Annotated in this window: 20 protein-coding genes and 1 tRNA gene; 14 read left to right on the top strand and 7 right to left on the bottom strand. The window is 54.8% G+C overall.

Annotated features, from left to right (window positions below):
• The first annotated feature begins 30 nt into the window (after positions 1-30).
• The 3 genes from FRY97_RS01040 to FRY97_RS01030 all read left to right on the top strand — a co-directional run bounded on the left by FRY97_RS01040 (position 31) and on the right by FRY97_RS01030 (position 4,252).
• Positions 31-696: a response regulator transcription factor gene (locus FRY97_RS01040; protein WP_147165557.1), complete on the top strand. Its 666-nt coding sequence runs from the start codon at positions 31-33 to the stop codon at positions 694-696.
• Positions 697-1,106: 410 nt separating this feature from the next.
• Positions 1,107-2,879 carry a muramidase family protein gene (locus FRY97_RS01035; RefSeq protein ID WP_170254441.1) on the top strand — a complete coding sequence of 591 codons (1,773 nt, stop codon included), beginning with the start codon at positions 1,107-1,109 and terminating at the stop codon, positions 2,877-2,879.
• A 248-nt stretch (positions 2,880-3,127) separates the two neighbouring features.
• Entirely contained in the window at positions 3,128-4,252 is a 1,125-nt protein-coding gene (locus tag FRY97_RS01030; protein WP_147165555.1) for a CNNM domain-containing protein, read from the top strand.
• A 16-nt stretch (positions 4,253-4,268) separates the two neighbouring features.
• Here the strand turns inward: FRY97_RS01030 and FRY97_RS01025 are convergent, their stop codons facing one another.
• The 3 genes from FRY97_RS01025 to FRY97_RS01020 form a co-directional block, all read right to left on the bottom strand.
• The gene (locus tag FRY97_RS01025; RefSeq protein WP_147165554.1) at positions 4,269-5,207 is read right to left on the bottom strand and encodes a carbohydrate kinase family protein; all 939 of its coding nucleotides are present in this window, start codon (positions 5,205-5,207) and stop codon (positions 4,269-4,271) included.
• 92 nt (positions 5,208-5,299) lie between these two features.
• Complete coding sequence (locus FRY97_RS22255; RefSeq protein WP_170254440.1) at positions 5,300-5,476, bottom strand: hypothetical protein; 177 nt, start codon at positions 5,474-5,476, stop codon at positions 5,300-5,302.
• A 680-nt stretch (positions 5,477-6,156) separates the two neighbouring features.
• Positions 6,157-7,572 carry a hypothetical protein gene (locus tag FRY97_RS01020; protein WP_147165553.1) on the bottom strand — a complete coding sequence of 472 codons (1,416 nt, stop codon included), beginning with the start codon at positions 7,570-7,572 and terminating at the stop codon, positions 6,157-6,159.
• A 217-nt stretch (positions 7,573-7,789) separates the two neighbouring features.
• On the opposite strand from FRY97_RS01020, the gene FRY97_RS01015 reads away from it, so the two are divergent.
• From FRY97_RS01015 to FRY97_RS01005, 3 genes are all read left to right on the top strand, one after another.
• Complete coding sequence (locus tag FRY97_RS01015) at positions 7,790-8,893, top strand: hypothetical protein (RefSeq protein ID WP_147165552.1); 1,104 nt, start codon at positions 7,790-7,792, stop codon at positions 8,891-8,893.
• Positions 8,894-9,280: 387 nt separating this feature from the next.
• Positions 9,281-11,779 (top strand): glycoside hydrolase family 31 protein, encoded by a 2,499-nt coding sequence (locus FRY97_RS01010; protein WP_147165551.1) that lies wholly within the window; start codon positions 9,281-9,283, stop codon positions 11,777-11,779.
• Positions 11,780-12,210: 431 nt separating this feature from the next.
• Entirely contained in the window at positions 12,211-12,720 is a 510-nt protein-coding gene (locus tag FRY97_RS01005) for a CIA30 family protein (protein ID WP_147165550.1), read from the top strand.
• On the opposite strand, the gene nspC is transcribed toward FRY97_RS01005, so the two are convergent.
• Positions 12,717-13,847 (bottom strand): carboxynorspermidine decarboxylase, encoded by a 1,131-nt coding sequence (gene nspC, locus FRY97_RS01000; protein WP_147165549.1) that lies wholly within the window; start codon positions 13,845-13,847, stop codon positions 12,717-12,719. The two genes, FRY97_RS01005 and nspC, sit on opposite strands and share 4 nt — an antisense overlap.
• A gap of 74 nt (positions 13,848-13,921) precedes the next feature.
• A complete protein-coding gene (locus FRY97_RS00995; protein WP_147165548.1) occupies positions 13,922-15,127 on the bottom strand; it encodes a saccharopine dehydrogenase family protein in 1,206 nt (401 codons plus the stop codon).
• Between the two features lie 214 nt (positions 15,128-15,341).
• Between FRY97_RS00995 and FRY97_RS00990 the strand changes: the two genes are divergently transcribed.
• The 6 genes from FRY97_RS00990 to FRY97_RS00960 all read left to right on the top strand — a co-directional run bounded on the left by FRY97_RS00990 (position 15,342) and on the right by FRY97_RS00960 (position 20,978).
• Positions 15,342-16,412, top strand: a complete 1,071-nt coding sequence (locus tag FRY97_RS00990) for an agmatinase family protein (protein WP_147165547.1) — start codon at positions 15,342-15,344, stop codon at positions 16,410-16,412.
• 100 nt (positions 16,413-16,512) lie between these two features.
• Positions 16,513-16,707 (top strand): 30S ribosomal protein S21, encoded by a 195-nt coding sequence (gene rpsU, locus FRY97_RS00985; RefSeq protein WP_147165546.1) that lies wholly within the window; start codon positions 16,513-16,515, stop codon positions 16,705-16,707.
• A 341-nt stretch (positions 16,708-17,048) separates the two neighbouring features.
• Entirely contained in the window at positions 17,049-17,918 is an 870-nt protein-coding gene (locus FRY97_RS00975; RefSeq protein WP_147165544.1) for a methyltransferase domain-containing protein, read from the top strand.
• A gap of 77 nt (positions 17,919-17,995) precedes the next feature.
• On the top strand, positions 17,996-19,186 hold the full coding sequence (gene mltA, locus FRY97_RS00970; protein WP_147165543.1) for a murein transglycosylase A: 1,191 nt from the start codon (positions 17,996-17,998) through the stop codon (positions 19,184-19,186).
• A gap of 790 nt (positions 19,187-19,976) precedes the next feature.
• A complete protein-coding gene (locus FRY97_RS00965; RefSeq protein WP_147165542.1) occupies positions 19,977-20,159 on the top strand; it encodes a hypothetical protein in 183 nt (60 codons plus the stop codon).
• Between the two features lie 603 nt (positions 20,160-20,762).
• On the top strand, positions 20,763-20,978 hold the full coding sequence (locus FRY97_RS00960; protein ID WP_147165541.1) for a PspC family transcriptional regulator: 216 nt from the start codon (positions 20,763-20,765) through the stop codon (positions 20,976-20,978).
• Between the two features lie 90 nt (positions 20,979-21,068).
• On the opposite strand, the gene FRY97_RS00955 is transcribed toward FRY97_RS00960, so the two are convergent.
• Both FRY97_RS00955 and FRY97_RS00950 read right to left on the bottom strand, forming a co-directional pair.
• A complete protein-coding gene (locus FRY97_RS00955; protein ID WP_147165540.1) occupies positions 21,069-21,734 on the bottom strand; it encodes a DUF4159 domain-containing protein in 666 nt (221 codons plus the stop codon).
• Positions 21,731-22,468 carry an RsmE family RNA methyltransferase gene (locus FRY97_RS00950; RefSeq protein ID WP_170254439.1) on the bottom strand — a complete coding sequence of 246 codons (738 nt, stop codon included), beginning with the start codon at positions 22,466-22,468 and terminating at the stop codon, positions 21,731-21,733. Before FRY97_RS00950 ends, FRY97_RS00955 begins: the two co-directional genes overlap by 4 nt.
• Positions 22,469-22,675: 207 nt before the next feature.
• Here FRY97_RS00950 and rseP point away from each other — a divergent pair, with 207 nt between their 5' ends.
• Positions 22,676-24,016, top strand: a complete 1,341-nt coding sequence (rseP, locus tag FRY97_RS00945; protein WP_147165538.1) for an RIP metalloprotease RseP — start codon at positions 22,676-22,678, stop codon at positions 24,014-24,016.
• Positions 24,017-24,215: 199 nt separating this feature from the next.
• Positions 24,216-24,299 (top strand) — tRNA-Leu (locus FRY97_RS00940).
• Positions 24,300-24,399: the final 100 nt, after the last annotated feature.

Raw genomic sequence — 24,399 nt, 5'->3', positions numbered from 1 at the left:
AAGGCTGCCTGCCAACAATGAATACTCCGCATGAAGCCAGTCCCCGTCATACTCGCCGATAATCAGCACGTCTTCCGGGCGGGCCTGCGGCATCTTGTCGAACAAGATGGCCGGTTCATTGTCGTGGCAGAAGCCAACGAGGAGGGGCAGCTTTGGGAGGTTTTGGAAAAACACCCTGCCGAGGTGCTTATACTCGATTATCAGCAGGAGCCCGCTTTCTCTATCGGCACAGTAGAACGGCTAAGGAAAGACTATCCCGGTATCGGCATCCTGATTATCAGCGATGACTCGGACAAAAACGAAATATACAAGGCCCTCCATCTGGGCATCAACAGTTTCCTCACCAAATCTTGCGACGAAGAGGAGATACAGGACGCCATACGTGCCACCGTGAAGAAAGAAAAGTTTTTTTGCACCCGCGTCCTAGACTACCTCATTGAGCGGAGCCTGCCCGGAGGAGCGGATGAAGCCGCCTCAGCGGTTAGCTGCGAGCCCACCCCGCTTACCCCGAGAGAGATAGAGATTGTCCAGCTAGTGGCCCGTGGCCTGATCGCAAAAGAGATTGCCCGGGAGCTTAACCTCAGCACCCACACCATTTATACCCACCGCAAAAACATCATGAAGAAGCTAGGGCTAGGCTCTTCCTCCGAGTTAGTGCTCTACGCTGTCAATATGGGCCTGGTGCCCAAAAACTGAACGGCAGCCTAATCCGCCCCCTCCCACAATGGCCGCAAAACAGATTGTCGTTGGTTGAGGGGCCTGCCCCTGCCAGCGGGCAGGTGCCGCTATGCTACGGGGCTCGCTATCCGCTCGGCCCTATCGGGCTTGCCACCCCTTCGCAGCGCTAGGCCGTTGCCAGCCTAAAGCCCAAAAGCATCAACGCCTGTGACATTTTGGGTTACGCCCTCCACAATTCCCTCCTGCCCTATTCCGTTCCCCTATTGCCCACAATCGTTGCATGCCTCAGCGGTGGGCCTCAACAATTTGTTGGGCCACCTTGGGCAAGCTTGCAACTCTCCACGATTTACAGTAAATTGTATATTTGTGGCGCCATTATCCGCCGTTGTGGCCAAACAAAACCATTGGCCTTCACATAAACCATGACCATGAAAAAATTTGTTGCCCTATTTGCACTGCTTTTTGCGGCTACAGCCGGGCAGGCTGCAAATCTGTACATCCTTTATGATGACACCTGCATGGACCGCCTAGAGTATGCCTACCTCAACCACGAGGATGAGCCGCCCTACATCGTGTACCAAGTGGAGTCTACACCGGGCGAAAAAACGATTTTGGAGGTAGGCCCTGAGAGCCAGATCCCCCAAGATTTCATGCCTTCTCAGTTCATCCGGTGCAGCAATGCTGTTTTTGACGAACAGCTGGTCAATGCCATCAACAGCAATATAGACCGGGTGCACATGGTGGTACAGAAAGGGAACCGGTACTTTGTGTCCCCTATCATTTTCGCTTCCCGCTTTATGCGCTCGGATAACTTCATCGTATACGATTCGCCCAAATACCGCTTTCAGTTCGACCTCGACCGGGGCACTATAGGGGAGAATATCGCCCTGCAGAACCCTAAAGCTAAAGTCTATTTTGAGGGCCGGCTGGACAACGAGTGCTCGGGGGCTTACCTTTTCCATCAGTACGCAGAGTTTGACGGGAGCCCTCATACCGACCTCGTCCTCATCCCGGAAGTTGGCATCGTCGAAAAGCGGAACGGCATCAATGTAGACGACGCGCTCAACAATACGCTCCGGCTCCAACGGGTCAATGGCCGGAAACTCGACCGCCACCTCAAGCGCATCTGCCAGGGCATAACAGACGATACCCCACCCACACCTGCCGAACAAGATTTTGTGGCCAAAACTGCACAACCCGAGTTCTACACCGTGGGCCAGCAGCCGGAAAGCTATAGCAATGAAGCTTACACCGCCCCGGAAGACCCACTCGCTCAAGTGGCCAGATCCCCCCTGCCTGCTGCCCCTCAGGACAAAGCCCAGACGCATACCGTGAAGAAAGGGGAAACCCTCTACCGGATTGCGAAAAACTATGGGGTGACGGTAGCCCAGATCCGGGAATGGAACCAAAAAGGCAGCTCCAACACCATTTACCCAGGAGAAGCCCTGCAGGTCTCTGCCACGCCCAAGCCCTCTGCTGAACCTGTGCTTACGGCAAAAGGGGGCGCTGAGCCTATGATGGCGGCATCAAACCCTCCCCGGTACGAGTCTCGCCCTACGCAAATGACAGAAGGCGGCGAGCACCAAAAATACCACTTGGTCAAGCCAGGGGAGACCGTAGCCTCAATTGCCCTGAAATATGGCTACACGGAGCCCCGCTTCCGCGAAATGAACGGCCTGAGCGAAAACACCTTTGCACGGGTCGGCCAGCAGTTGCGCATTACCGACTGCCCTTGCGACTGTGATGAGCAAGCCCCTGCCAATAGCCCCGCGCCTCAGTCCTATGGGCAGACCGCTACTGCCCGCATCCCATCCGCAACGTCGGCAACCTCAGGGCTGCAAGCTAAAGGCGCTACTCAGGAAGAACAGGAAGCCTTCTCTGGCAGTGCAATAGATTTTGATGCCCCCGCCGCCAATCAGCAGGTGGACGGCAACTACAATACGCCCTATTTCCTCGACCGCGCTGCAACGCCTCAACCGGCCCCGCAATCGTATTATGCCCCAAGTGCCGCTGCCAGCAGCCCTGCTCAGTACAATGCAGTGCCTGCCCAGCCTACCCGTACGGTTTACATCGTCAAAGAAGGCGACTCCCTGTACAGCATCGCGCGGAACTACGGTACAACTGTTGAGCAGCTGCGGGCCATCAACAACCTTGAGCGCAATGAGGTCCTTGTCCCCTATCAAAGGATATACCTCAACTAAAGCTTACGGATGCTCCGCTTAGAAAGGGCTTTGGCTGATGAAAGATGCCAAAGCCCTTTCCTATTGTGCCCCAGCACCCTCAGTGCACAATTTGCCCCGAAAAGGCCAACAGAAAGGCCGCCCCTGCTTTGATATCCCGGGGCTTTATGTATTTTTGACCTGCACCATCAGTCAGGAACGGCAACAGCCTGGCCCGGACGTACGCCGCCAGCCTGAGCTCCAATACTTCCTGCATATCAAAACCGCATATGGGCTTATTGATTTTCTTTTTCCTGCTCTCGATCATTGTCTCCTTCCTCTGCTCCGTTTGGGAAGCCGTACTGCTCAGCATCACCCCTTCCTTCGTGGAAGTTCAGTACAAAGAAGGCACACGGACCGGACAGCTGCTCAAAGTCTTTAAGGAAGACATCGACCGTCCGCTTTCTGCTATCCTGACGCTCAACACTATAGCCCATACCGTAGGGGCCATAGGCGTTGGCGCACAGGCGGGCGAACAGTTCGGCGATAAAGACCTGATCATAGGCGGGCTCAGCATGCCTTTTTCTGTAGAAGCCCTAGTAGGGGCTGTCATGACGCTTGCCATCCTGATATTATCCGAGATCATCCCTAAAACGGTAGGCGCCAACAACTGGAAGCGGCTCTCGGGGTTTACAGTCACCTCCCTGAATTTCATCATCTATGCCCTCTACCCCTTAGTATGGGTCAGCCAGTTTATCACCAAATCCCTCAAAAAGGACAAAGAGAAAAGCGTGCTCAGCCGGGCTGATTTTTCAGCTATGGCGGAAATCGGCGAGAAAGAGGGCATATTCCGCAGCAATGAGTCTAGGATCATCCACAACCTGCTGCGGCTCAATACGATACGGACAAAAGACGTCATGACGCCCCGGACAGTCGTCAAAGCAGCAAACCAAGACCGTACGATAGCAGAGTTTTACGAAAACAACCCCAAACTACAATTTTCCCGCATCCCTGTCTTTGCAGAATCCAAAGACCATATCAACGGCTTTGTGCTGAAAGACGAAATCCTGAGCAGCATCATTAGCCAACAAGGGGGCGAGCCCCTGAAATCCATCATGCGGGAAATCCTCATCATCAATGAGCAGGTGCCCCTGCCCGATCTGTTCAATCAGCTTATGGAAAAGCGGGAGCACATCGCCCTTGTCGTGGATGAATTTGGGGGCATGGGCGGTATTGTCACAATGGAAGATGTGATCGAAACCCTGCTCGGCATCGAAATTGTAGATGAACAGGACAATATCGAAGACATGCAGATGCTCGCCAGGAAGAACTGGGAAAAGAGGGCACAGATTTTGGGGCTGCTGGAAGAGTTCCGGGAAGAAGCGCCCGCTCCGCCCAAGCCTGAAGAGGAGTAGGCTTCAAAAGGTACGGCTAGCCCTTGTAGAGCTCCATCCGTTCGACCTGATCGGGTAAAGGGCCGAAGTGCTGCAGCTTCAGCTCTGCCATTTTCCGCCCTGCCATTGCTTTTTCCATAAGCCCCTTCCCGTCCAGCCAAGCCGTAAGGTAGCCTGACCAAAACGCATCCCCTGCACCTGTCGTGTCCCTTACCTCTACCGGGCGTGCAGCGAGAAAGTGGCGCTCGCCCTTCGTCGCGACATAGCAGCCTTCGCTCCCCATGGTAAGGCACACCTCTGCTGCCCCCATCTCGAGCAATTGCTCTGCCGCTGCCCCTGGGTCTGACATTTGATGGTTGAAAAGCCTTTCCCAGTCCACTTCGCTCATTTTCACCAGTGCCCCCAGCCCGCAGTAGGCCTTGACAGCAGCTTGGGCAGCCGCCTGGTCTGGCCATATCTTGGCCGCAAAGTTCGCATCAATGGAGGGCGTACAGCCGTGGCTTGCAGCCAGCTTTGCAGCCTGCAGTATGGTGCTCCTCGCCGGCTCCCGGCTCAGTGCAAAGCAGGTCGTATGAAAAAGGGCGATGTTTTTGAGCTGCCCCAATGGCATCTGCTCCGGCACAATTTCACAATCTGCGCCACGGTAGGCCTCAAAGTTGGAGACCTCCTTCGAGCGGGTCACCAAAATCAAAGTAGTGGGAGTATCCACGGCACGCAGCCCGTGCAGGTCTATGCCCAGCCGGTGTACATAACGGGCAGCATATTTCCCCATATCATCATTGCCGATGGTAGCCACCAACTTGGTGCTGACGCCGAGCCGGGCCATGTTCATAGCCAGGTTGGCAGGGCTCCCACCCAATATGCGCTTAAAGTCAACTGCCTCGTCCAGGTTGCTGGCAAACTCAGAGGAAATGAAATCGATGAGCAATTCGCCGGCTGAAAGGATCCCATATTGCCGATTGCCTTGTCCTTGCATATCTTGTAGTTTTATGGCAGCAAAATAACACTTTTCCCGTTCGACGTAAGCTGCGCCTACGTCGAACTACAAAATCCATTTATCGCAAACCATCACCATTCGTACATCGCATCCAACAAACTTACCTCAATCAAGACATATTCCCCCTCATAATTCGAAGCACTACTGTATTCCCAATCCGGCGTATTATTCACCCAGCCCGCCCGTACCGGATTCCGATGTATGTAGGCACACTTCTGCCGGATAAACTTATTAGTGATCAATTCCACAGCATGGTTTTCATGTGTCCAGATTGGTTTTCCGAAATACACACAAAACAGCATTTTTGATTGCGCTGCGATGTAGGTAGAACCGGCGTGAACAAAAATGTCGCAGGTGTTTATGCTTTTGGGGCTTTATAGCCTGACAACCCAGAATTTATGAATTCTGACTTGCTCTTTTTCCGTTTCTCTTCACCAAAAAGCCTCGCCGACTTCATCGTGGAGCCCCTTATCCCCACGCTTCGTGTAGGCTATGCCTACGTTTTTTGTCTCGACAACCGAAAAAATAGCAGCGTCATATTTTCAAAAATCCTAAGTTGTCAGACTATAGCCTGGCATTGGCCTAGCGCTGCGAAGGGGCGGCAGGCCTGACAAGGCCGAGCGGATAGCGAGCCCCGTAGCATAGCGGCACCTGCCATCGGGCAGGGGCAGGCTCCCTCACATTGTGCAGGGGCAGGCCAAAAAAGCGACCATCTGGTTTGCGCCCATGGAACCTACGTCGGCAATATTGCGCTATGCGAACCTGCGCGAAGACTGGCAGCTTCGCACCGGCTTTTAGCCCATACTTGGTTGAACACATCACGCCCCGGCTTACCTGGAAAGTGCCAGCTTGGCAGGTAGGCCGGTCGGCACACCATTTGGCTGCCTCCGGCCTAAAAGGAATATCCCAACAAGCCCTATAGCCCCGGTCAGCCAGCGGCCTTCCCCCAAGCTTCTAACAGCCATTTGCGGTCGGTGAGCAAAGCCGTTTCTTTTATCCGGGCATCAAGCCCAGAAAGCTGCCCTGGCTTCCGCTTGAGCAGCTGGAAGAGGATATCGCAAAAATTCAGGAAGGTCTGTTTTAGCTGTGCGGATAGCGCCTTGTTCCGTTTTAGGAAAATGGTGAAAGCTGCCAAGTGGGATAGCAGGGCTTCCTCTTCGCCCTCTTCAAAATAGATCTTGGCCAGCATGGTGCGGGCCCCAAGGTAGTAATTGAGGTCGGAGAACTCCACTTGCGAAAGGTGCTCTTGCGCGCTCCGGTAGCGGTTGGTATAGTAATACAATTCTGCTAGGGAAAAATGCAGGGCATTTTCCCGGAAGGAAGGGGCTATGTGCTTAGCGTACGCAGCAATGAAAGACTCTATCCACTGATAGCGCTCTAGGCGCAAGGCCAATTTGACCACATTGGTGAAAGTCCAGGGAGACAGTTGCCCTTGTTCCATCAACACGCCCTGACTGATCCCAAGCGTATAGAGTTTAAGGGCTTCGGAAACATAATGCTCCCGCCCTTGCCTGATCTTGCGGGCACAGTAATTGATGGCCATCAGGACGACTTCCCGCATCTGTTCTTCGGGGAGGTTGCCCGACCAGGTTTCCAGCTGAGTGATCAGGGTTTCGAAGTAAGCCTCCTCCTTTTCAGCAGACAGCGCCCTGTAGATGTTGAGATACAGGCGGATGACCGGCTCATTGAAACAGCTGGCGCTTTCCAGATGCTGCAGCCAAGCCTCTGTGATGCCCGTTTCATAATCTGCATCCAAAATCGCCTGACGGTCGAGCATGGCACAAGCGAACTTCAACTTCTCCAAATAGTAAAAACGGTCCAAAAAGCCCGCTGCAGATTGTAGGTCTTTATTGAAGCGCCTCAGGCGTTTGCGCTGAAAGTGCCCTTCGCGTGCCGCCGCCCACCGGTATTTGCGGTAAAATGCCTGTGCACCGCTTTCGGCCTCAGACCGCAGCAATGCAGAGAGCTTCCGCTCCTTTTGGCGGTAGGCTTTCTCTAGCCCCCGCTCTGAGAGCAGCTCCATCTGCTCCTGCAGCTGAACGGCCGGCTGCCCCCTCGCCCGCTCCAGCCACCAGAATTCCTCTAGCATTTGGTTGAGCCAGCTCAGGTGGTAACGCCACTGTTTATCCTCGTAGGGCAGGCTTGGGAAGACGGCTCCCCAAAGCTCCCCCTTCTCCGGCCAGGCGCTTTCGTGCCCTTCCGAAAGATAACCCTGCAAAGCATCTAGCAAACGTACCAATGCTTCCCGGGTATTGAAGTAGGGCGAGCACAAAAATTGGCGGAACCGCCCCCACTCTTCAGGCTCCAAGGCCCTTAATGCCTGAAGGACTTTGCTCTTTTCCACATTCTTTGATTTGACAATCTGGTGTTACACATTTAATTTTAAGCTAATTCAAAGCACTAAAGTAAAGATAACCAATTATTTTTGCAGCAAGCTTATCTCTCTGCTCAGCCTGCCTTACTGACAACCACTGATAATTGTAGTTGATAAAACGGCTAATCCGCCTTATTCTTGCATACAGAAAGCAAAGCTGCACCCTACCATGAACAAACTCTTCAACATGAAGTTAGCTCAAACATTCCTCCTGCTCTTCAGCCTCTTCTCGGCCTCCGTTTATGCACAGGATGTCTGGCCAGGAGACGCCAACAACAACGGCATTGTAAATGCAGTTGATGTCCTGTACATCGGGCTGGCCTACAACGCTACTGGCCCTGAGCGCACAGATGCGACCACCAACTGGGAACCACAAAGCTTCACGCTCTGGCCTGAATCTTTCCAGGACGGCACCAACTTTGGCTATGCCGACTGCGACGGGGATGGGGAAATAGAAGACGACGATATCGAAAATGCCATCATCCCCAATTTCGGGCTGACCCACGGCACCCAATCACCAGACTTTTATCAGAATGCAGCCCCCGGTTCTGGTGCGCCCGCGCTGCAGCTTGTGCCTTCCGCTACCCTAGTGGAGCAAGGGGCCCAAGTGGACATCAGCCTGAACCTTGGCAGCCCGGATGCCCCTCTTGCCGATTTCTACGGCATCGCCTTTACCCTGAGCTATGATACCGACTTGGTAGAGCCGACTACAGGTTTTACCTATGATGATGTGGATGACACCTTTGCTGATGCTGACATGGCCGGTGTCGAAGACTTATTTGTGAATGACGAGATCAGCGGGAAAGCAGAATTTGCCCTTACCCGCATCAATCAGCAGCCGATAAGCGGTAGCGGTGCCATCGCCTCTTTTAGCATCATCATAGAAGACATCATCGTTGGGCTCAATGTGGATACGCTAAACATCACCATAGACAGCGTACTGCTCATCAACTCCTCCTTCAAGGGCATACCTGTTGTGCCAGACACTGCCCAAATCATTATCGCCAGAGACACCAATCTCGTCAGCACCCATCATACCCGGGCAGCGCCCCTGCCGCTCAGGGTCTTCCCCAACCCTGCCCGGCAGTCCTGCCGTGTGGCCCTGCCCCAAGATGTGGCGCATTTAGGGCTTTACAACAGCCTTGGGCAGCTGCTTTGGTCTGCTAGCCCAAGCCCTGGGCAGCGCCATCTGGAAATCCCGCTCACCGCTCTCCCATCCGGGCTGTACCACATCAGGGCGAAAGGCCGGGAAGGAAGGCCATACCTACAACGGCTGCAGGTCGCCCCCTAGCCTTGCCAAAGGGGCGTAAACCAAATACCGTGGGCGTTATATGCTTTTCCGGGCTCTAGCCTGGCATTGGCCTAGCGCTGCGAAGGGGCGGCAGGCCCGACAGGGCCGAGCGGATAGCGAGCCCCGTAGCATAGCGGCACCTGCCGGCTGGCAGGGGCAGGCCCTAAAAAAAGACAATCTGATTGGCGCCCTGCCAAAGGCAATATGGGCTCAAAGGTGGACGCACAGGGGCAAAAAAGCATTGACATTGGCCTGCCCCCCTCCAAAAAAACAGACCCGGCCCCGCGGCCCTGCCATATTATTGCCTAATGCCGTCACCCCATAGCCCCTCTTTTGGTATATTTGGCGTCAGCCCGCCTCATAAACCGCGAACCGACAATTGAAACCATGGCAAAACAAAAAAAAGCACTGCAGGCCGTACCCAAGTCTGCCACAGAGACTAGCGCACGCTACCCCGATGTATACGAAGAGATCAGCCCCGGCCCGCTGAGCCGTTATGAGCTGGCAAACGACGGCAGCTGCCTAACGCTGTATGGGGCGCAATCTGCACAGCTGCGCATTGCTGCAGTCAGAGAAGGGGTGCTCCGGGTACGATTTGCACCAGAAGGCCGCTTCGAGCGAGATTTTTCCTATGCAGTACAGCAAGGCGCACAGGAGGGAGGCTGGGAATTGGGCATCAATGAACAGCAAAGCCGCCTGAGCCTGCAGCACGGCAACCTGCTCTGCCACATCAGTAAAGCAGACTGCCGCCTGACGTTCGAAGATGCCGCCACGGGGCAGATCATTAATGAAGATGCCGCCCCGGTGGCAGCCCGCAAGACCATCCTGAACGGCTTTGAAAAAATGACCGTCACCAAGGCCGCACAGCCGGGAGAAGCGTTTTTTGGGCTGGGGGACAAGAGCTGCAGCCTGAACCTCCGCGGGCAGCGCCTTGAAAACTGGAACACCGATTCGTTTGGCTACCAAAAACAAACCGATCCGCTCTACCGCAGCATACCCTTTTATTATGGCCTGCACAATGGGCAGGCTTATGGGATTTTTTTCCACAATACTGCCCGGTCCTTTTTTGATTTCAGCCATACGACAGAGGGCGAAGCCTCATTCTGGGCCACGGCCGGCGAGGTCGATTATTACTTTATACAGGGGCCAGCCCTGCTTGATGTAGCCCGCCGCTACGCTGCCCTGACCGGGACACATGAGCTCCCTCCGATCTGGGCCCTTGGTTTCCATCAGTGCCGCTGGAGCTACTATCCTGAAGAGCGGGTGCACGAGCTGGCCCGGGAGTTCAGGGAGCGCAAAATCCCTTGCGATGCCATCTACCTGGACATCGACTATATGGACGGCTACCGCTGCTTCACCTGGAACAAAGCGTATTTCCCCGACCCTGCGGGCATGATCAGAAAGCTCCGGGAACAGGGCTTTCAGGCTATCGTCATGATCGACCCCGGCATCAAAGCTGACCCCGGGTACCACGTTTATGACAAAGGTTTAGAAAAAGATGTGTTCTGCTATCGGACCTCAGGAGAGGTCATGCGCGGCCCAGTGTGGCCTCCGGAGTGCGTATTCCCTGACTATACCCGCCCCGATGTGCGCGAATGGTGGGGGCAGCTCTACGAAGAGCTTTACAATACAGAGGGCGTGAGCGGCTTTTGGAATGACATGAACGAGCCTGCGGTGTTCCAGGTGGATATCGCTACTTTTCCAGATGAGGTACTGCACGATTATGATGGCATGCGGACCAACCACCGCCGGGCGCACAATATATACGGCCAACAAATGTCAAGAGCTACCGTAGAAGGGCTAAAAAAGCTCAACCCAGGCAAGCGCCCCTTCCTGCTTACCCGGGCTACCTTTTCGGGCGGGCAGCGCTATGCTAGTGTCTGGACTGGCGACAACGTGGCCAGTTGGGAACATTTGCGGCTCGCCAACATTCAGTGCCAACGGCTCAGCATTTCTGGCTTTTCCTTTGTCGGCACGGATGTAGGCGGCTTCTGTGAACAGCCCTCGGGAGAGCTCTTCGCCCGGTGGATGCAGCTTGCTGTTTTCCACCCACTGTTCCGCGTCCACTCTATGGGCAATAACGTAGATGGAGCAGCTGAGGCAGATGCGGAGGAGATCAAAGCAGCGGAGCGCAACAACCGTATGGACCAGGAGCCTTGGGCTTTTGGGCAGCCCTATACCGATCAGGCCCGCACTGCGGTTGAGCTGCGGTATAAGCTCCTGCCCTACTTGTATACCGCTTTCTGGCAGCATGTGCAAGATGGCACGCCAATACTTCGCAGCCTGGTATTTGAAGCGCCAGGGGACGCGAAAGCCGCTGAGCGCGAAAATGAGTTCTTATTCGGGGGAGACCTTCTCGTTGTGCCCGTCCTCAGGCCCGGGGCCAAAACCGTAACGGCTTACCTGCCGGAAGGGGAATGGCTGGATTACGAAACCGGCCGGAAATATACCGGTGCGCGCACTGCCCGGCTGAGCTGTAGCCCTGACCGCTTGCCGCTGCTCTGCCGTGCAGGCGCTGTCGTGCCCAACTACCCGGTACAGCAGTATACGGGGGAAAAAGTGTTTGACGAAATCACCCTGAGGGTTTATGCGGGCTCGGGGCAGGCCAAACTCTACGAAGATGCGGGCGAAGGGTACGCGCACGAGGATGGCAACTATGCCCTTCAGCATTTCAAAACAACAGCAAACAAAGGCACTTTAGTGCTTGACCGAACAAAGGAGGGCCATTTCAAAACATCCTACGACAGCTTTGAAATCCGTTTCTATGGGCTCAGTTTCCAGCCTAAAACAGTCCTGTGCGACGGGCAGCCTCTGGAAATCCACGCCGAAAACGGCTGCTTTTGGGCAAAAGCCCCTGCCGAGTTCAGCCAGATCAAATTGAGCTAAACAACGACAAGGCCCCCTAACGCAATTATACGCGAAAGGGGGCTTAACCTTTTATTTTGCAACCCTTTAGAGCGTGTTAGAACTTTAGTAACCGGTCTATCCGCTAGACAGCGGGACACTTTTTAGCTTACACTTCGCCCCGAAAACCCTTCCCGCTTTTGTGCATAAATAGCGGGACTTAGCTAAACACTGGTTTTCGGGTCTCGTTTAATCAAAAAACTACTAGTGCCTTAAGCCATAAATCTCTGATACTTAAGTTGAAGTTGTTTTCCGGCTGATCAAGGCGAAGGCTCGCGACTCTAGCCCGAGCTAAAGGAGCGGTCCTTTAACGAAGAGCAGGCGGAAAAGAACGAAACTTGGGGTGCCAAGGGTTTATGGCTTGAGGCACTAATTTTCGATTAGAAGACCAAAATCCCAACACGCTCGCAACCATGACCCCTTCAACACTTATGCTAACCAGCTTCCAGCAAGGGCTGCTCAATTGGGTGCCCATCAATGATACCGTGATGGGGGGGCTTTCGCAGAGCCGGTTTGAAACCATAGCGGGAGAAGGTATTTTCTCGGGAAGGGTATCGCTTGACAACAGCGGCGGCTTTGCTTCTGTAAAAGCTGGGCTTAGCCAGATGGTGCCCCTGCACAATTTCCGTGCTATCCGGATCAGTTATTGCCCTGACGGCAAAGCCTATGACATCCGCCTACGGGTGCAGGAAGAACAGTGGGCCCACATCGCCTACCGCTTCACCTTGCCTCCATCATCGGGCACTTGGCAGACTGCCGACTGCCCTTTAGACGAGTTTTCCCCTACCTTCCGCGGGCGGCACAAGCCTGAAGCCCCTGCCCTGAGCAGCCTGACCTTAAGCCAAGTCGGCTTCCTGATCAGTCAGCGGCAGGCAGGCCCGTTTGAATTCAGGGTTAGACAGCTTTTACTGATCGGGGGTTAAGACAGCCGGCCTTTGAAATCTTCGTACCCAAAAGCCTTGACGACTTCCAGCTCTCCATCTTCCTTCCAGATACAAATATCAGGATGCCTGACCCCGTTGAACGTAGTAGTCTTGACCATAGTGTAGTGGATCATGTCCCAGAAAACAATTTGATCGCCAGGCTCAAGCGGGGAGGTAAAAGTATAGCCCTCCTTGTAATCACCTGCAAGGCAGCTTACCCCGCCCATGCGGTAATGATAAGCCCCTTCGCCCTCTGGCACTGAGCCCAGTATTTTAGGCAGATAAGGCATCTCCAGCGTGTCGGGCATATGCGCTGTGAAGGACACATCCAGAATGGCCGTTTTAACCCCTCTATTCTCCACGACATCCAAGACGGTGGCAATCAGCTCGCCAGTTTCCCAGGCAATAGCGCTGCCCGGCTCCAGGATGACCTCCAGCCCAGTACGCTGCCGGAACCCCTTCAGCAGGCTGATCAAATGGCTGATATCATAGCCTTGGCGGGTCATGAGGTGGCCGCCGCCAAAATTGACCCACTTCAGGGCAGGGAACAAGTGGCCGAAGTGGTGCTCGAATGCAGCCAACACCTTTTCCAAGTCGTAGGAAGAAGACTCGCACAACGTATGGAAATGCAGCCCATCAACCCCTTCCGGCAGCCCATCGGCCAGCTTGTCAGGTGCTACGCCAAGGCGGGAGCCCTTTGCAGCCGGATTGTAAAGGTCTACCTCCACCTCAGAGTATTCTGGATTGACCCGAAGGCCTGCAGACACCCCTTTTCCAGAGAGGCGGTGGCGGAAGCGCTCGTACTCGCTCAGGGAGTTGAAAGTGACATGGCTGCTGTAGCCTAAAACCTCCTCGAACTCTGTGGGCAGATAAGCGGGCGAATAAGTATGTGCCTTTACGCCCATCTCTTCAAAGATCAGCCGGGCTTCGTGCAGAGAGCTTGCTGTGGCCCCTTTAAGGTACTCCTTCACCAGGGGGAAGACCCGCCACATGGAAAAGCCCTTCAGGGCAAGGATAACTGAAACGCCCGCTTCGTCCTGTACCCGCTTGATGAGGGAAAGGTTGCGCTTCAGCCGGCCTAGGTCTAGCAGATAGGAAGGGGAAGGGGCCTTGGAGTAGTCGATCATGGCTTAGTTTTGACAAGGCATGCCCGAGCTTTACAGCCCGGGCATGCCCATTGGATAGAGGAAATTAGCTGAGCTTAGAGCTCGAGGTCAGCACCAACTGTTTCCTGCCAGGGCAGGCCCCACTCCCCAAGCTTATCCAGGAACGGGTCGGGGTTGAACTCTTCCACATTGAAAACCCCGGCACCGCCCCATTCGCCGGTAAGCAGCATAGCGGCCCCAAGCGCGGCGGGCACGCCGGTCGTGTAAGAAACGCCCTGTGCACCAGTCTCGTCGAAGGCGGCCTGATGGCTGCAGTTATTCCAGATGTAATAGGTCTGCTCTTTGCCGTCTTTCAAGCCACGGATACGGCAGCCGATCGAGGTTTCGCCGGTGTAGTTTTCACCCAGCCCGCCCGGGTCTGGCAGGACCGCTTTAAGGAACTCCAGCGGGATGACATCCATGCCTTTGTACTTGACCGGCTCGATGCCCGCCATACCGATATTCTGGATTACACGGAGGTGGGTCAGGTATTCCTGCCCAAAGGTCATCCAAAAGCGGGCCCGCTTCAGGGTGGGGTAATTTTTCACCAGAGACTCCAGCTCTTCGTGGTAGATCAGGTAAGAATCTCGTGGCCCAATATTAGGGTAGTTGAGGACCTCCATGATCTCGTGAGGCTCCGTTTCCACCCATTGCCCATTTTCCCAGTAGCGCCCTTTTTGGGTCACCTCCCGGATGTTGATTTCCGGGTTGAAATTCGTGGCAAAAGCCTTGCCATGGTCGCCTGCGTTGCAATCTACGATATCGAGGTAATGCATTTCATCAAAGTGATGTTTTGCAGCACGGGCAGTAAAGATGCTCGTCACCCCCGGATCGAAGCCGCAGCCCAAGATAGCCGTCAGGCCAGCCTCCCGGAACCGGTCCTGATAAGCCCACTGCCAGCTGTATTCAAACTTCGCCTCGTCCTTGGGCTCATAATTGGCGGTATCGAGGTAGTGCACCCCTGTCTCCAGGCAGGCATCCATAATGGTAAGGTCCTGATAAGGCAAAGCAACATGGATGACCATTTTGGGGCCAAAGGAGCGGATAAGCTGCACCAGCTCCGGCACATTATCGGCATCTACCTGAGCCGTTTGCATAGCAGGGTGCCCGGTCGCTTTTTGTACATCGGCTACAATATCATCACACTTGGACTTTGTGCGGCTGGCCAGCATGATCTCCGAAAAAATCTCGGGGTGCTGAGCACATTTATGAACAACGACCCGGCCTACTCCGCCGGCACCAATAATCAAGACTTTAGACATAGGTTGTGGTTGAATGTTTGACTGATTTTGTTTGCTTTACTGCACTGTGGCTGAGGCACAGGCCAGCGATTGGGCTTAACGCTGGCGCAAAGGTAATTTTTGGTTTTTACAAGGATAAAAAAATCGTTGGCCTACCGCAAAAAGTTAGAAAAAAAACAGGACTTTTGAAGCCTCGCACCCTCATTTTCAGGCACGCAATAAGACGAACGCTATCATGACCGGCCACGAAACCAGGCAACAAAAAATCAGATCTTTCGACCCCAATGGAGTTGGGCTTCAGAATGGGCACTTCATCGGGCTCCCATTCGACGAGCAGGAGGCACAGATTGTGCTGTTGCCTGTCCCATGGGACGTGACGGTGTCTTATGGTGCCGGCACAGCAACAGGCCCGGCCAATATACTTGAGGCGTCCCCTCAGCTCGACCTTTTGGACACCGATGTGCCGGATGCCTGGCAGATGGGCATCTACATGCGGCAGCCTGATGCGTATTGGCTGGAGGAGTCCCAAAAACTAAGGCCTTCAGCCAGCCAATATATTGATTTCCTGGAGCGCAATGGCCAGCTTGCCGATGCGCCCGAGATGGCCGCTCTGCTCGCGCAGATCAACCGCCGGAGCGAAGCCCTCAACGATTGGGTAGAAGGGCAGTGCGAAAGCCTCCTGTCTGCAGGGCAGCTCGTTGGGGTGGTAGGCGGAGACCACAGCACGCCCCTTGGGCTGATGAAAGCCCTTGCCCGGCACTACCCCAGCTACGGGGTACTGCAGATTGACGCCCACATGGATTTGCGGAAAGCTTATGAAGGGTTTACCTATTCTCATGCCTCTATTTTTTACAATGCCCTGCAAATCCCTGAAATCACACAGCTCACCCAAGTAGGCATACGCGACTATTGCGAAGCAGAGGTACAGCTGGCCAACGAGAGCGGCAGAGCCGCCGTCTTTTACAGCCATGCCATCCGGCGGCAGCAGTTTGAAGGGGCGGCGTTCAAAAGCATTGCCAGCCAGATCATTTCCACCCTGCCAGAACATGTGTACATCAGCTTTGACATAGACGGGCTGCAGCCAAGCCTATGCCCCAACACCGGCACCCCTGTGCCCGGCGGGCTGGCCCTGGAAGAGGCACATTACCTCCTGGCTCAACTGGTTGAAAAAGGGCACCGGATCATTGGGTTCGACCTCTGCGAGACCGCTGGCCTGGGGCACGAATGGGACGGGAACGTAGGCGCAAGGGTGCTGTACAAACTCGCCAACCTAATGGGCGCAAGCCACGGACTGCACCTGCTGTAATATCCTAAATGTCAGATAATCAATAAAAAAGGAACTTTACCCGGCTTATCCCTGTTGATTTAACCGGACTACAAACCGTTTAACAACAAAAAATAAGCCTATGCTGATTATCGAAGTAAAGAATGGTGAAAACATCGACCGGGCCCTGAAACGCTATAAGCGGAAGCACCGAAAGGTAGGCGTCCTGCAAGAGCTGCGCTCGCGCAAGCATTTCACCAAACCTTCCGTAGAAAGAAGGAAAGAAGTAATGAAAGCAGCCTACAAACTGCAAAAACAAAAGGGAGAGCTGTCCTAAGCCCCTTTAGCTTTTTCACAAAGCGGACCGCCCTGACTAGGCGGTTTTTTTATGCCTGCTCTTGCCGCAAGGATAGGGGCCTGCCCCTGCCAGCGGGCAGGTGCCGCTATGCTCCGGGGCTCGCTGCCCGCTCGGCCCCTCGCCCTACAGGCGTCGGGTCTGGCCTTCGGCCACCCCTGCGCAGCGCTAGGCCAATGCCTGGCTAGATCCCGGAAAGCATCAAGACCTGCCACATTTTGGTCTGCGCCCTAAGCCCCTTTAGCTTTTTCACAAAGCAGGCCGCCCTGGCTAGGCGTTTTTTTACGCCCCTGCTTATCGTTTTTCCTTAACTTCGGTTAAAAATGCAGCCCCGCACGCCAACGCGCCCCGCCCTTCAGGAGGTCATTGCCTACTACGACAAAACCCAGTTCGATTACAAAATTGCCTGGCTCAATGAAGAGAACCTAGCCGTACATTTCGGGTTTTACGACCGTGAGCACACCCATCATGATGCCGCCCTGCTGAACACCAACAAAATCATGGCCAGCAAGGCGGGGGTAGCGGCAGGGATGCGGGTGCTAGACGCAGGATGTGGGCAAGGGGGGAGCAGTTTTTGGCTAGCCCGCCACGCTGGGGCGAAAACGATGGGCATCAGCCCAGTGGGCAGTCAGATCAGCAAAGCACATGCTGTAGCGCAGCGCAGAGGGCTGAGCGATGCCTGTGCTTTTGTGGTGGGCGACTTCTGCAGTGTACCTGCCGCTGATGAAAGCTTTGATGTCGTCTGGGCTTGCGAGAGCCTATGCCATGCCGCTGACAAAGCCCTGTTCTACCAAGAGGCGGCCCGACTGCTCAAGCCTGGCGGCAGGCTGGTGATCGCGGAGTACACCCGACGTCAGCGGCCGTTCCATTTAGAGGCCCAAGAAAAGCTGCTGATGGACTGGCTCAACCGTTGGGCCATCCCTGATATCTCAACTGTAGCAGAGCACACCGCTTATGCAGAAGCGGCGGGTCTCCAAAATCTGGCAGCCGAAGATTTTACGCGGTATGCCTTTATCTCCCTGAAAAACCTGTACAAAATTTCCCTAAGGTGGTCTTGGGCCAACAGCCTGCTCCGGCTGCTCCGCATCAGGAGCGCAGAACAGTACAACAACCTGCGTGGCAGCATCAAGCAATTCGAAGCCCTGCAGCAGGATTTATGGCAATACAGCCTGATCACCGCACAAAAAAATTAGTACCTTGACAGCAAGGAAACGAACACCTTTTAATCGGTATGCCCCCTCCGGGCACACCAATTGACCAAACCTAAGCTATGCGCCCCTACCTCTACAAAGCGGCTGTTTTTGCCCTGTTCCTATGGGGGTGCCAAGGTGATGTCAATACCGGCGAACTGCCCGTTGCCCTAGAGAGCCTGCCGCAGCCCACTGCCCTGGCGCAGCCTCCGCTGAAACGGAACGGGAAAGTGGAAGGCGCACAGCCCCTTGCCCATATCTACGAGCTCAGCCCAATAGACTCCTTCCCCTTCCCTACCATAACCGAGCCGCTTACGGCTGCACTGCGGCAAAACCTGAGCCTGCTGAACCTCGCCCAAGGCCGCCGCAGCTATCAGATCGGGCAGCTCATCACTTCGCACGAAGACTTGGAGGAGGCCGCCCGCATACTGCTCAGCTGGGAAAACGAAAAGCCCGCAGGCTTGGGGCATTACCTCGATGCCTATCAAATCTGGGGTGCAGACCAGAAAGGGGCGGTCCGTTTTACTGGATATTTCACTCCCATCATACCCGTAAGCCGCGAGCAGCAGGGGCCCTTTCAGCACCCTATCTATACCCATCCCATCTCCTGGGAAGGAGCGCTGCCGACCCGTGCCAAGATCGAGCGGGACAGCGCATTCAAAGGGCTCGGGCTTGAGCTCGCCTACGCAAAAAGCAAAGTAGATATTTACTATATGCAGCTGCAAGGCTCAGGCTATGTAGAATACCCGGATGGCACCCGGGAGCTCTTTGCCTATAATGGCAGCAACCGGCACCCCTACCGCAGCATTGAGAAATACCTGAACAGCCGGCACGACCTTAACCCCGCCAAACTCTCCATCGCCGGTATCCGGTCTTTCCTGAACGGCAAGCCTGGCCTTACGGATACCGTGCTTTTCCAAAACCCCTCCTATACCTTTTTTGTCCGCCAATCCGCTGTGCCCGCTGGGGCAGGGAACGTCCCGCTGACCCCTCAGCATTCTATTGCCGTAGACCGGCGGTACATCCCCCTGGGCAGCACCCTCCTTGCCGCCTGCCCTGTGTTCGACAACCGCACACAGCGCGTCTCGCATTACGAGTACCGCCTGCTGACAGCCCAAGACGTCGGGGGCGCTATCCGCGGGCCAGGGCATATAGACTACTATCAGGGCGTAGGCCCGGAAGCAGCCCGCACAGCAGGCAACATGAACGCTTATGGCCGTTTGTGGCTACTGCTCCCTAAGCAATCGGAGCCGCGCTTTATCTCCAACTGAACGCCTCAAACCCCTTGTACAGTAGGCGGTTGGCACGCTGCCTATCTGCCCTGCCCTCTCCCCCTTCCTCCCTTACATTATATTTTTGGCATATATTTTGTAGTACTGTAAGCGAACCTAATAAGCTTACACATTATGATTTTTATAAATACAAAACACTTTAAATATTGTAGTCATATAAATGTTTTTTACAATATTTGCATAGACGCCAGTGCGGTAACGCTCCGCCCGAGCAAACAATCTCACACTAAAAAGACGACCTATGCAGTACGCTACTCCATCCACAGCGCACAGCCTGTCCCTGCTTTGCCAAGCGGGAAGGCGCGCCGCTCCCCCTCCTTAACCTACAGGGAGCAGGCTATTGCCCCTCTCCCCCCAAAACAGCAAGACGATCATATTGGCCTAAGCATGTGGGGCCGGACAGACCCTGCTGCACGCATCATTGCACCTGCAATGCGCAGCACGCCATTGGGCAGTATGTACAGAACGTAATCCGGGCTTGACCTGGATTGCCCTCCCCCCCTGTACTCTGGCAACAGCTGAAGGGACACCTTAGCTGAAAGCCCTTCCTATGCCCTGCCCCCAAGTACCGCATGCCTCCTGCCGATGGCACAGCGCGGCTAGCCACCGCTGTGCCTAGCCCCCCCACAAACTTTTCACAACCGGCAACCAGGTTGCCCTGCCCATGCTATGCCCTGTGGCGAGCCTACGAGCTGCTCTCCCCGGGAATGGGCGGCCTATGCCAATCCAGTAACCCCGGCGCAGCCGGACACCAACAAACTTCTACATCATGGCACGCAACAAATCAAAAATCGAAACGCTTGTTATCGCGCTCATCCTCATCATCGGCATCGGGGGCGCTTACGCGCTTTTCTCTGGCAAAGGCGAGCAGCCTTCTGGGCATGCCCTTGAAAATGCAAGCGCGGTCTATCAGGTTTCTTTGAACGCAGGGGATATGCCCATCGCAAACTAGCAGGCTGGCCGGCATGCCCGGCGCCTCAAACATTCAAAAATCACGCTACAGGGCTATCGTGTACAGCTTGTGGCTAGTGCGGCTAGACCGGATTATTGGATAGCATTTCCACGCTTAAGCCCTTTCTAGTGCCTCAAGCCATAAATCACGGATCAATCCAGCAGAGCTAGGCTCAGGCGCTCCGTTTTTTTGGCGGGCCTAGCGCCTTCTGTGCAGCCATCGGAGTGGCTGCACAGGCGCAGACTAAAAGGCCGCAGGCGTTTAAGCTTTCCGGGCTTTTGCCTGGCATTGGCCTAGCGCTGCGCAGGGGTGGCCGAAGGCCAGACCCGACGCCTGTAGGGCGAGGGGCCGAGCGGGCAGCGAGCCCCGGAGCATAGCGGCACCTGCCTGCTGGCAGGGGCAGGGCCCCATCCTTACAGCAAAAATATGGCGCAGGCGGAATTTCAGCCATAATTATTTGGGGCTTGGCTAACCAAACCCGAATCTGATTGTTAGGACGGTGGGCATGGGCAAAGCATGCCCCCCAAAAGCACAAAGCAAATGATGGGGCAGGCAGCGGCAGCACCTGTATATTGCGTTACCCTAAAGTAAATACCTTGAGAAATGAGGCAGTTAAAAAAAATGATGGAGCGTTCCGCGTTCGGGGTATGCAGCTACCTCGGCGACAAAATGGGGATAGCATCCGAACGGGTCAGGGTCTATTTCATCTACATCTCTTTCGTCACCCTTGGCTCCCCCGCCATACTGTACCTGTTTATCGCTTTTTGGCTGAACATCAAGGCCTATCTGCGGAAGAGCCGTTTGCCGATCTGGCAATGAGGGGAGGCGTGGCAGCCCTCAGCGTATGATTGAGCGCCCTTCCGCTGTTGGCAGCAGGGCTGCGCTTCCTTCCTGCACCTGCTTAGCCCCTTATTGCTGAAAAGCGAATTGAATGATGTTGGCCCCCATGCGCAAAGCCTGCAGGCGCACTTCTTGCGGGTCATTGTGAACATCTTCGTCCTCCCACCCATCGCCAAGGTCGCATTCGAAGGTATAAAAACAGACCAGCCGGCCTTCGTGAAACAAGCCGTAGCCCCGGGGAGGGGCATCGTCGTGCTTATGTATTTTAGGGAGCCCGCCCTTAAATTCGAATTTTTGCCGGTAGATGTCATGTTCGAACGGCAGCTCCACAAATTCCTGATCCGGGAATACTTTTTTCATCGCCACCCGGACATAGGGGTCCATTCCATAATTATCATCGATATGCAAGAACCCTCCGGCCAGCAGGTAAGCCCTGAGGTTCTCAGCCTCTGCGTTGGAAAAGACGACGTTGCCGTGCCCTGTCATGTGCACGAAGGCGTAATTGAACAGCTCTGCACTCCCCACTGCTACTTCTGCATATTCAGTTGAGAAATTGGTGCCCAGCTGATTATTGCAAAAAGCTGCGAGGTTGGGCAGGGCGGTAGGGTTGGCGTACCAGTCTCCACCGCCGTTGTACTTCAGGAGCGCCATTTTCAGCGTAGGCTGCCCGGGAGCATCCGCAAAGGGCAATGCAAAAGGCAGCAAAGTAAGAAGCGTGAGCAATATTTTTGTCATAGCGAGCGGTCATCTAAACGGGTATGAAAATCTTGGTTGATCAAATTGACGGTGTGGCATGCTGCAAGGGCAGCCGTTTCCGTGCGCAGGCGGTTAGGGCCAAGGGAAACGAGGGCATACCCTTTGCTGGCCGCAAGTGCGGCTTCCCTGGGGCTGAACCCGCCTTCCGGGCCTATCAGCAAACAAACATCAGCCCCCGGGCGGTAGTTCAACTTTAAGCTCCCCTTAACGCCCTCGCCCAGATAGGCGGCGAAGCGCTGCTCGCAAACTGGGGCCTGCTCCAGAAAATCCGCAAAAGGCACAGCAGGCATGATTTTAGGCACATAAGCCCTCCCAGACTGTTTGGCTGCCGACAAGGCTATTTTTTCCAAACGCTCCGGCTTCAGCACTTTGCGCTCGGAGTGCTCGCTGAAGAAAGGATGGAAAGCCGTCAGCCCGATTTCTGTGGCTTTCTCCAACAGCCACTCTATACGGCTGATGTTCTTCGTAGGGGCCACCGCCAGGTGGACAGCTGCCGGCAAGGGCTGATAATTGCGCTCCTCCTCCTCCACTGCAATGACACAGCTCTTTTTGCCCACTTCGAGGATCCGGCCGGTGAACATGCCCCCCTCTCCATCGATAAACTGCACCCGGTCTCCTGGCTTTTTGCGGAGCACCTGAACACAATGACGGGCTTCGTCTGCTGGCAGCGCTGCCCGCTGCCCAATAATATCGGTAGTGAAAAACAGCTGCATATCCGGTACGTTTGGCGGGCTAAGATAAGAGGTTTGGAGCGGAAAAAAACCGATGCTGCCCACTGCCAGGATTGCATTATTAAAAATGCCCCCGAATTGCCTACCTTTGCCGGGCTTGCAAAACATTCGCCCCCGGGGCGGTGTTCTTTTTCACGTTTGGCGGCAATCGGCCCCGCACAAGCAAATCACGTTTCAAGCCTGAATTATATGGATTATTTGATCATGGGCGGGCAGTTAATGCTCAGCTTATCCATCTTGATTGTCCTCCACGAGCTGGGGCACTTCATCCCTGCGCGCCTGTTCGGGACCCGGGTGGAAAAATTTTACTTATTCTTCGACCCCTGGTTTGAGCTGTTCAAACGCAAAATTGGAGATACAGAATACGGCATTGGCTGGCTCCCCCTCGGGGGCTATGTCAAAATCTCAGGCATGATAGATGAGAGCTTTGACAGCGAACAGCTGCAACAGGAGCCACAGCCCTGGGAGTTCCGCTCTAAGCCGGCCTGGCAGCGGCTCGTGATCATGCTCGGGGGGGTCACCGTCAATTTCATCCTGGGCTTTTTCATCTACAGCATGGTTTTGTGGGGGTATGGACAGGAATACCTCCCTGCAGAAAATGTCACGTATGGCATTCAGGTCGATTCTATCGGGCAGGACATGGGGCTGCGTGACGGGGACCACATCCTGGCCATCGACGGCAAGCCCTTCGACAAATTCAATGACCGCATACTGGTGCGGGAGATCATCATCAACAACGCCAGCCAATTGACCGTAAAACGGGACGGGGAACAAATTGAAGTGCCCATCGACCCTAAGTTTGTCACTATGCTGTCCAGTTATGAGTATAAAAACGCCCTGCTCTTCATTCCCAGGACCCCCTTTGTCATCAGCGACTTCCTCAAAGAAAGCCCAGCCAAAGCAGCTGGCATGGAAATCGGGGACCAAGTGATTGGGCTGAACGGCCAACCGACCCCTTTCTTCTTTGATTTTGCCAAGGCCGTAAAAGAACGGAAAGCCGAGGAGATTACCGTTGCGGTGCTCCGCAATGAAGCTGATACGCTCAACCTCACCATGACGACCACAGCAGAAGGCATGATCGGGGTAGCCCGCGTACTGCCGGACGAGATGTTCGGTACGGAACGGCAGACTTACACGCTCGCGGAAGCCATCCCTGCAGGTATCGCTAAAGGCTGGGGATTCCTGGGCGATCAGGTCAAAGCCTTCGGGCAAATGTTCAAAGGCAAAATCAAAGCCTCCGATAGCCTGGGCGGCTTTGGCACTATAGGCTCTATGTTTGGCAATGAGTGGCAATGGGAGCGGTTCTGGACCATGACCGCGATCCTATCCCTTATCCTTGCTTTTATGAACCTCCTCCCTATCCCGGCCCTCGATGGCGGGCATGTGATGTTCCTCCTTTATGAGGTAGTGACCGGCCGCAAGCCCAGCGATAAATTCTTGGAGCGGGCCACTATGGTCGGCTTCATCCTGGTCCTACTCTTGGTCTTGTATGCCAACGGCCTGGATATCATCCGGAGTTTTTTCGGCTAGGAAGTTATTGATTCTCAATTAGTGAGCATTTTGGGCGTCAAAAAGAACCTTTTTTTCTCCCAAAATGCTTTACAAATCCAAAGCCGGACCCTATATTTGCATCCGCAATTAAGGAATTGCAAAACACATTTGAAAAGTCGGTACAGCATGATGATGCCAAAACCCCCAAAGGGAGGTTCATTCAAAGGTGCCGCATCGAGCCGAAGTGGCGGAATTGGTAGACGCGCTGGATTCAAAATCCAGTGATGGCAACATCGTGCGGGTTCGAGCCCCGCCTTCGGTACTAACCCTAGCACGGGGCGAGAAGTTTATCCCGCAACATGCTGGAAAAGCTCAGCCTGCGGGAAGCCCCGCCTTCGGTACTAACCCTGGCGCGGGGCGAG

This window comes from Phaeodactylibacter luteus, assembly GCF_007993045.1.
GTDB lineage: Bacteria > Bacteroidota > Bacteroidia > Chitinophagales > Saprospiraceae > Phaeodactylibacter > Phaeodactylibacter luteus.
The sequence above is the reverse complement of the archived record's forward strand: the minus strand, read 5'-3'. Positions and strand labels throughout refer to the sequence as shown.

What these genes read in the sequence shown, in the direction of transcription:
- FRY97_RS01040 (WP_147165557.1), top strand. Translation starts at nt 31, where the DNA reads ATGAAGCCAGTCCCCGTCATACTCGCCGATAATCAGCACGTCTTCCGG.
- FRY97_RS01035 (WP_170254441.1), top strand. Translation starts at nt 1,107, where the DNA reads ATGAAAAAATTTGTTGCCCTATTTGCACTGCTTTTTGCGGCTACAGCC.
- FRY97_RS01030 (WP_147165555.1), top strand. Translation starts at nt 3,128, where the DNA reads ATGGGCTTATTGATTTTCTTTTTCCTGCTCTCGATCATTGTCTCCTTC.
- FRY97_RS01025 (WP_147165554.1), bottom strand. Translation starts at nt 5,207, where the DNA reads ATGCAAGGACAAGGCAATCGGCAATATGGGATCCTTTCAGCCGGCGAA.
- FRY97_RS01015 (WP_147165552.1), top strand. Translation starts at nt 7,790, where the DNA reads ATGAAGTTAGCTCAAACATTCCTCCTGCTCTTCAGCCTCTTCTCGGCC.
- FRY97_RS01010 (WP_147165551.1), top strand. Translation starts at nt 9,281, where the DNA reads ATGGCAAAACAAAAAAAAGCACTGCAGGCCGTACCCAAGTCTGCCACA.
- FRY97_RS01005 (WP_147165550.1), top strand. Translation starts at nt 12,211, where the DNA reads ATGACCCCTTCAACACTTATGCTAACCAGCTTCCAGCAAGGGCTGCTC.
- nspC (WP_147165549.1), bottom strand. Translation starts at nt 13,847, where the DNA reads ATGATCGACTACTCCAAGGCCCCTTCCCCTTCCTATCTGCTAGACCTA.
- FRY97_RS00995 (WP_147165548.1), bottom strand. Translation starts at nt 15,127, where the DNA reads ATGTCTAAAGTCTTGATTATTGGTGCCGGCGGAGTAGGCCGGGTCGTT.
- FRY97_RS00990 (WP_147165547.1), top strand. Translation starts at nt 15,342, where the DNA reads ATGACCGGCCACGAAACCAGGCAACAAAAAATCAGATCTTTCGACCCC.
- rpsU (WP_147165546.1), top strand. Translation starts at nt 16,513, where the DNA reads ATGCTGATTATCGAAGTAAAGAATGGTGAAAACATCGACCGGGCCCTG.
- FRY97_RS00975 (WP_147165544.1), top strand. Translation starts at nt 17,049, where the DNA reads ATGCAGCCCCGCACGCCAACGCGCCCCGCCCTTCAGGAGGTCATTGCC.
- mltA (WP_147165543.1), top strand. Translation starts at nt 17,996, where the DNA reads ATGCGCCCCTACCTCTACAAAGCGGCTGTTTTTGCCCTGTTCCTATGG.
- FRY97_RS00965 (WP_147165542.1), top strand. Translation starts at nt 19,977, where the DNA reads ATGGCACGCAACAAATCAAAAATCGAAACGCTTGTTATCGCGCTCATC.
- FRY97_RS00960 (WP_147165541.1), top strand. Translation starts at nt 20,763, where the DNA reads ATGAGGCAGTTAAAAAAAATGATGGAGCGTTCCGCGTTCGGGGTATGC.
- FRY97_RS00955 (WP_147165540.1), bottom strand. Translation starts at nt 21,734, where the DNA reads ATGACAAAAATATTGCTCACGCTTCTTACTTTGCTGCCTTTTGCATTG.
- FRY97_RS00950 (WP_170254439.1), bottom strand. Translation starts at nt 22,468, where the DNA reads ATGCAGCTGTTTTTCACTACCGATATTATTGGGCAGCGGGCAGCGCTG.
- rseP (WP_147165538.1), top strand. Translation starts at nt 22,676, where the DNA reads ATGGATTATTTGATCATGGGCGGGCAGTTAATGCTCAGCTTATCCATC.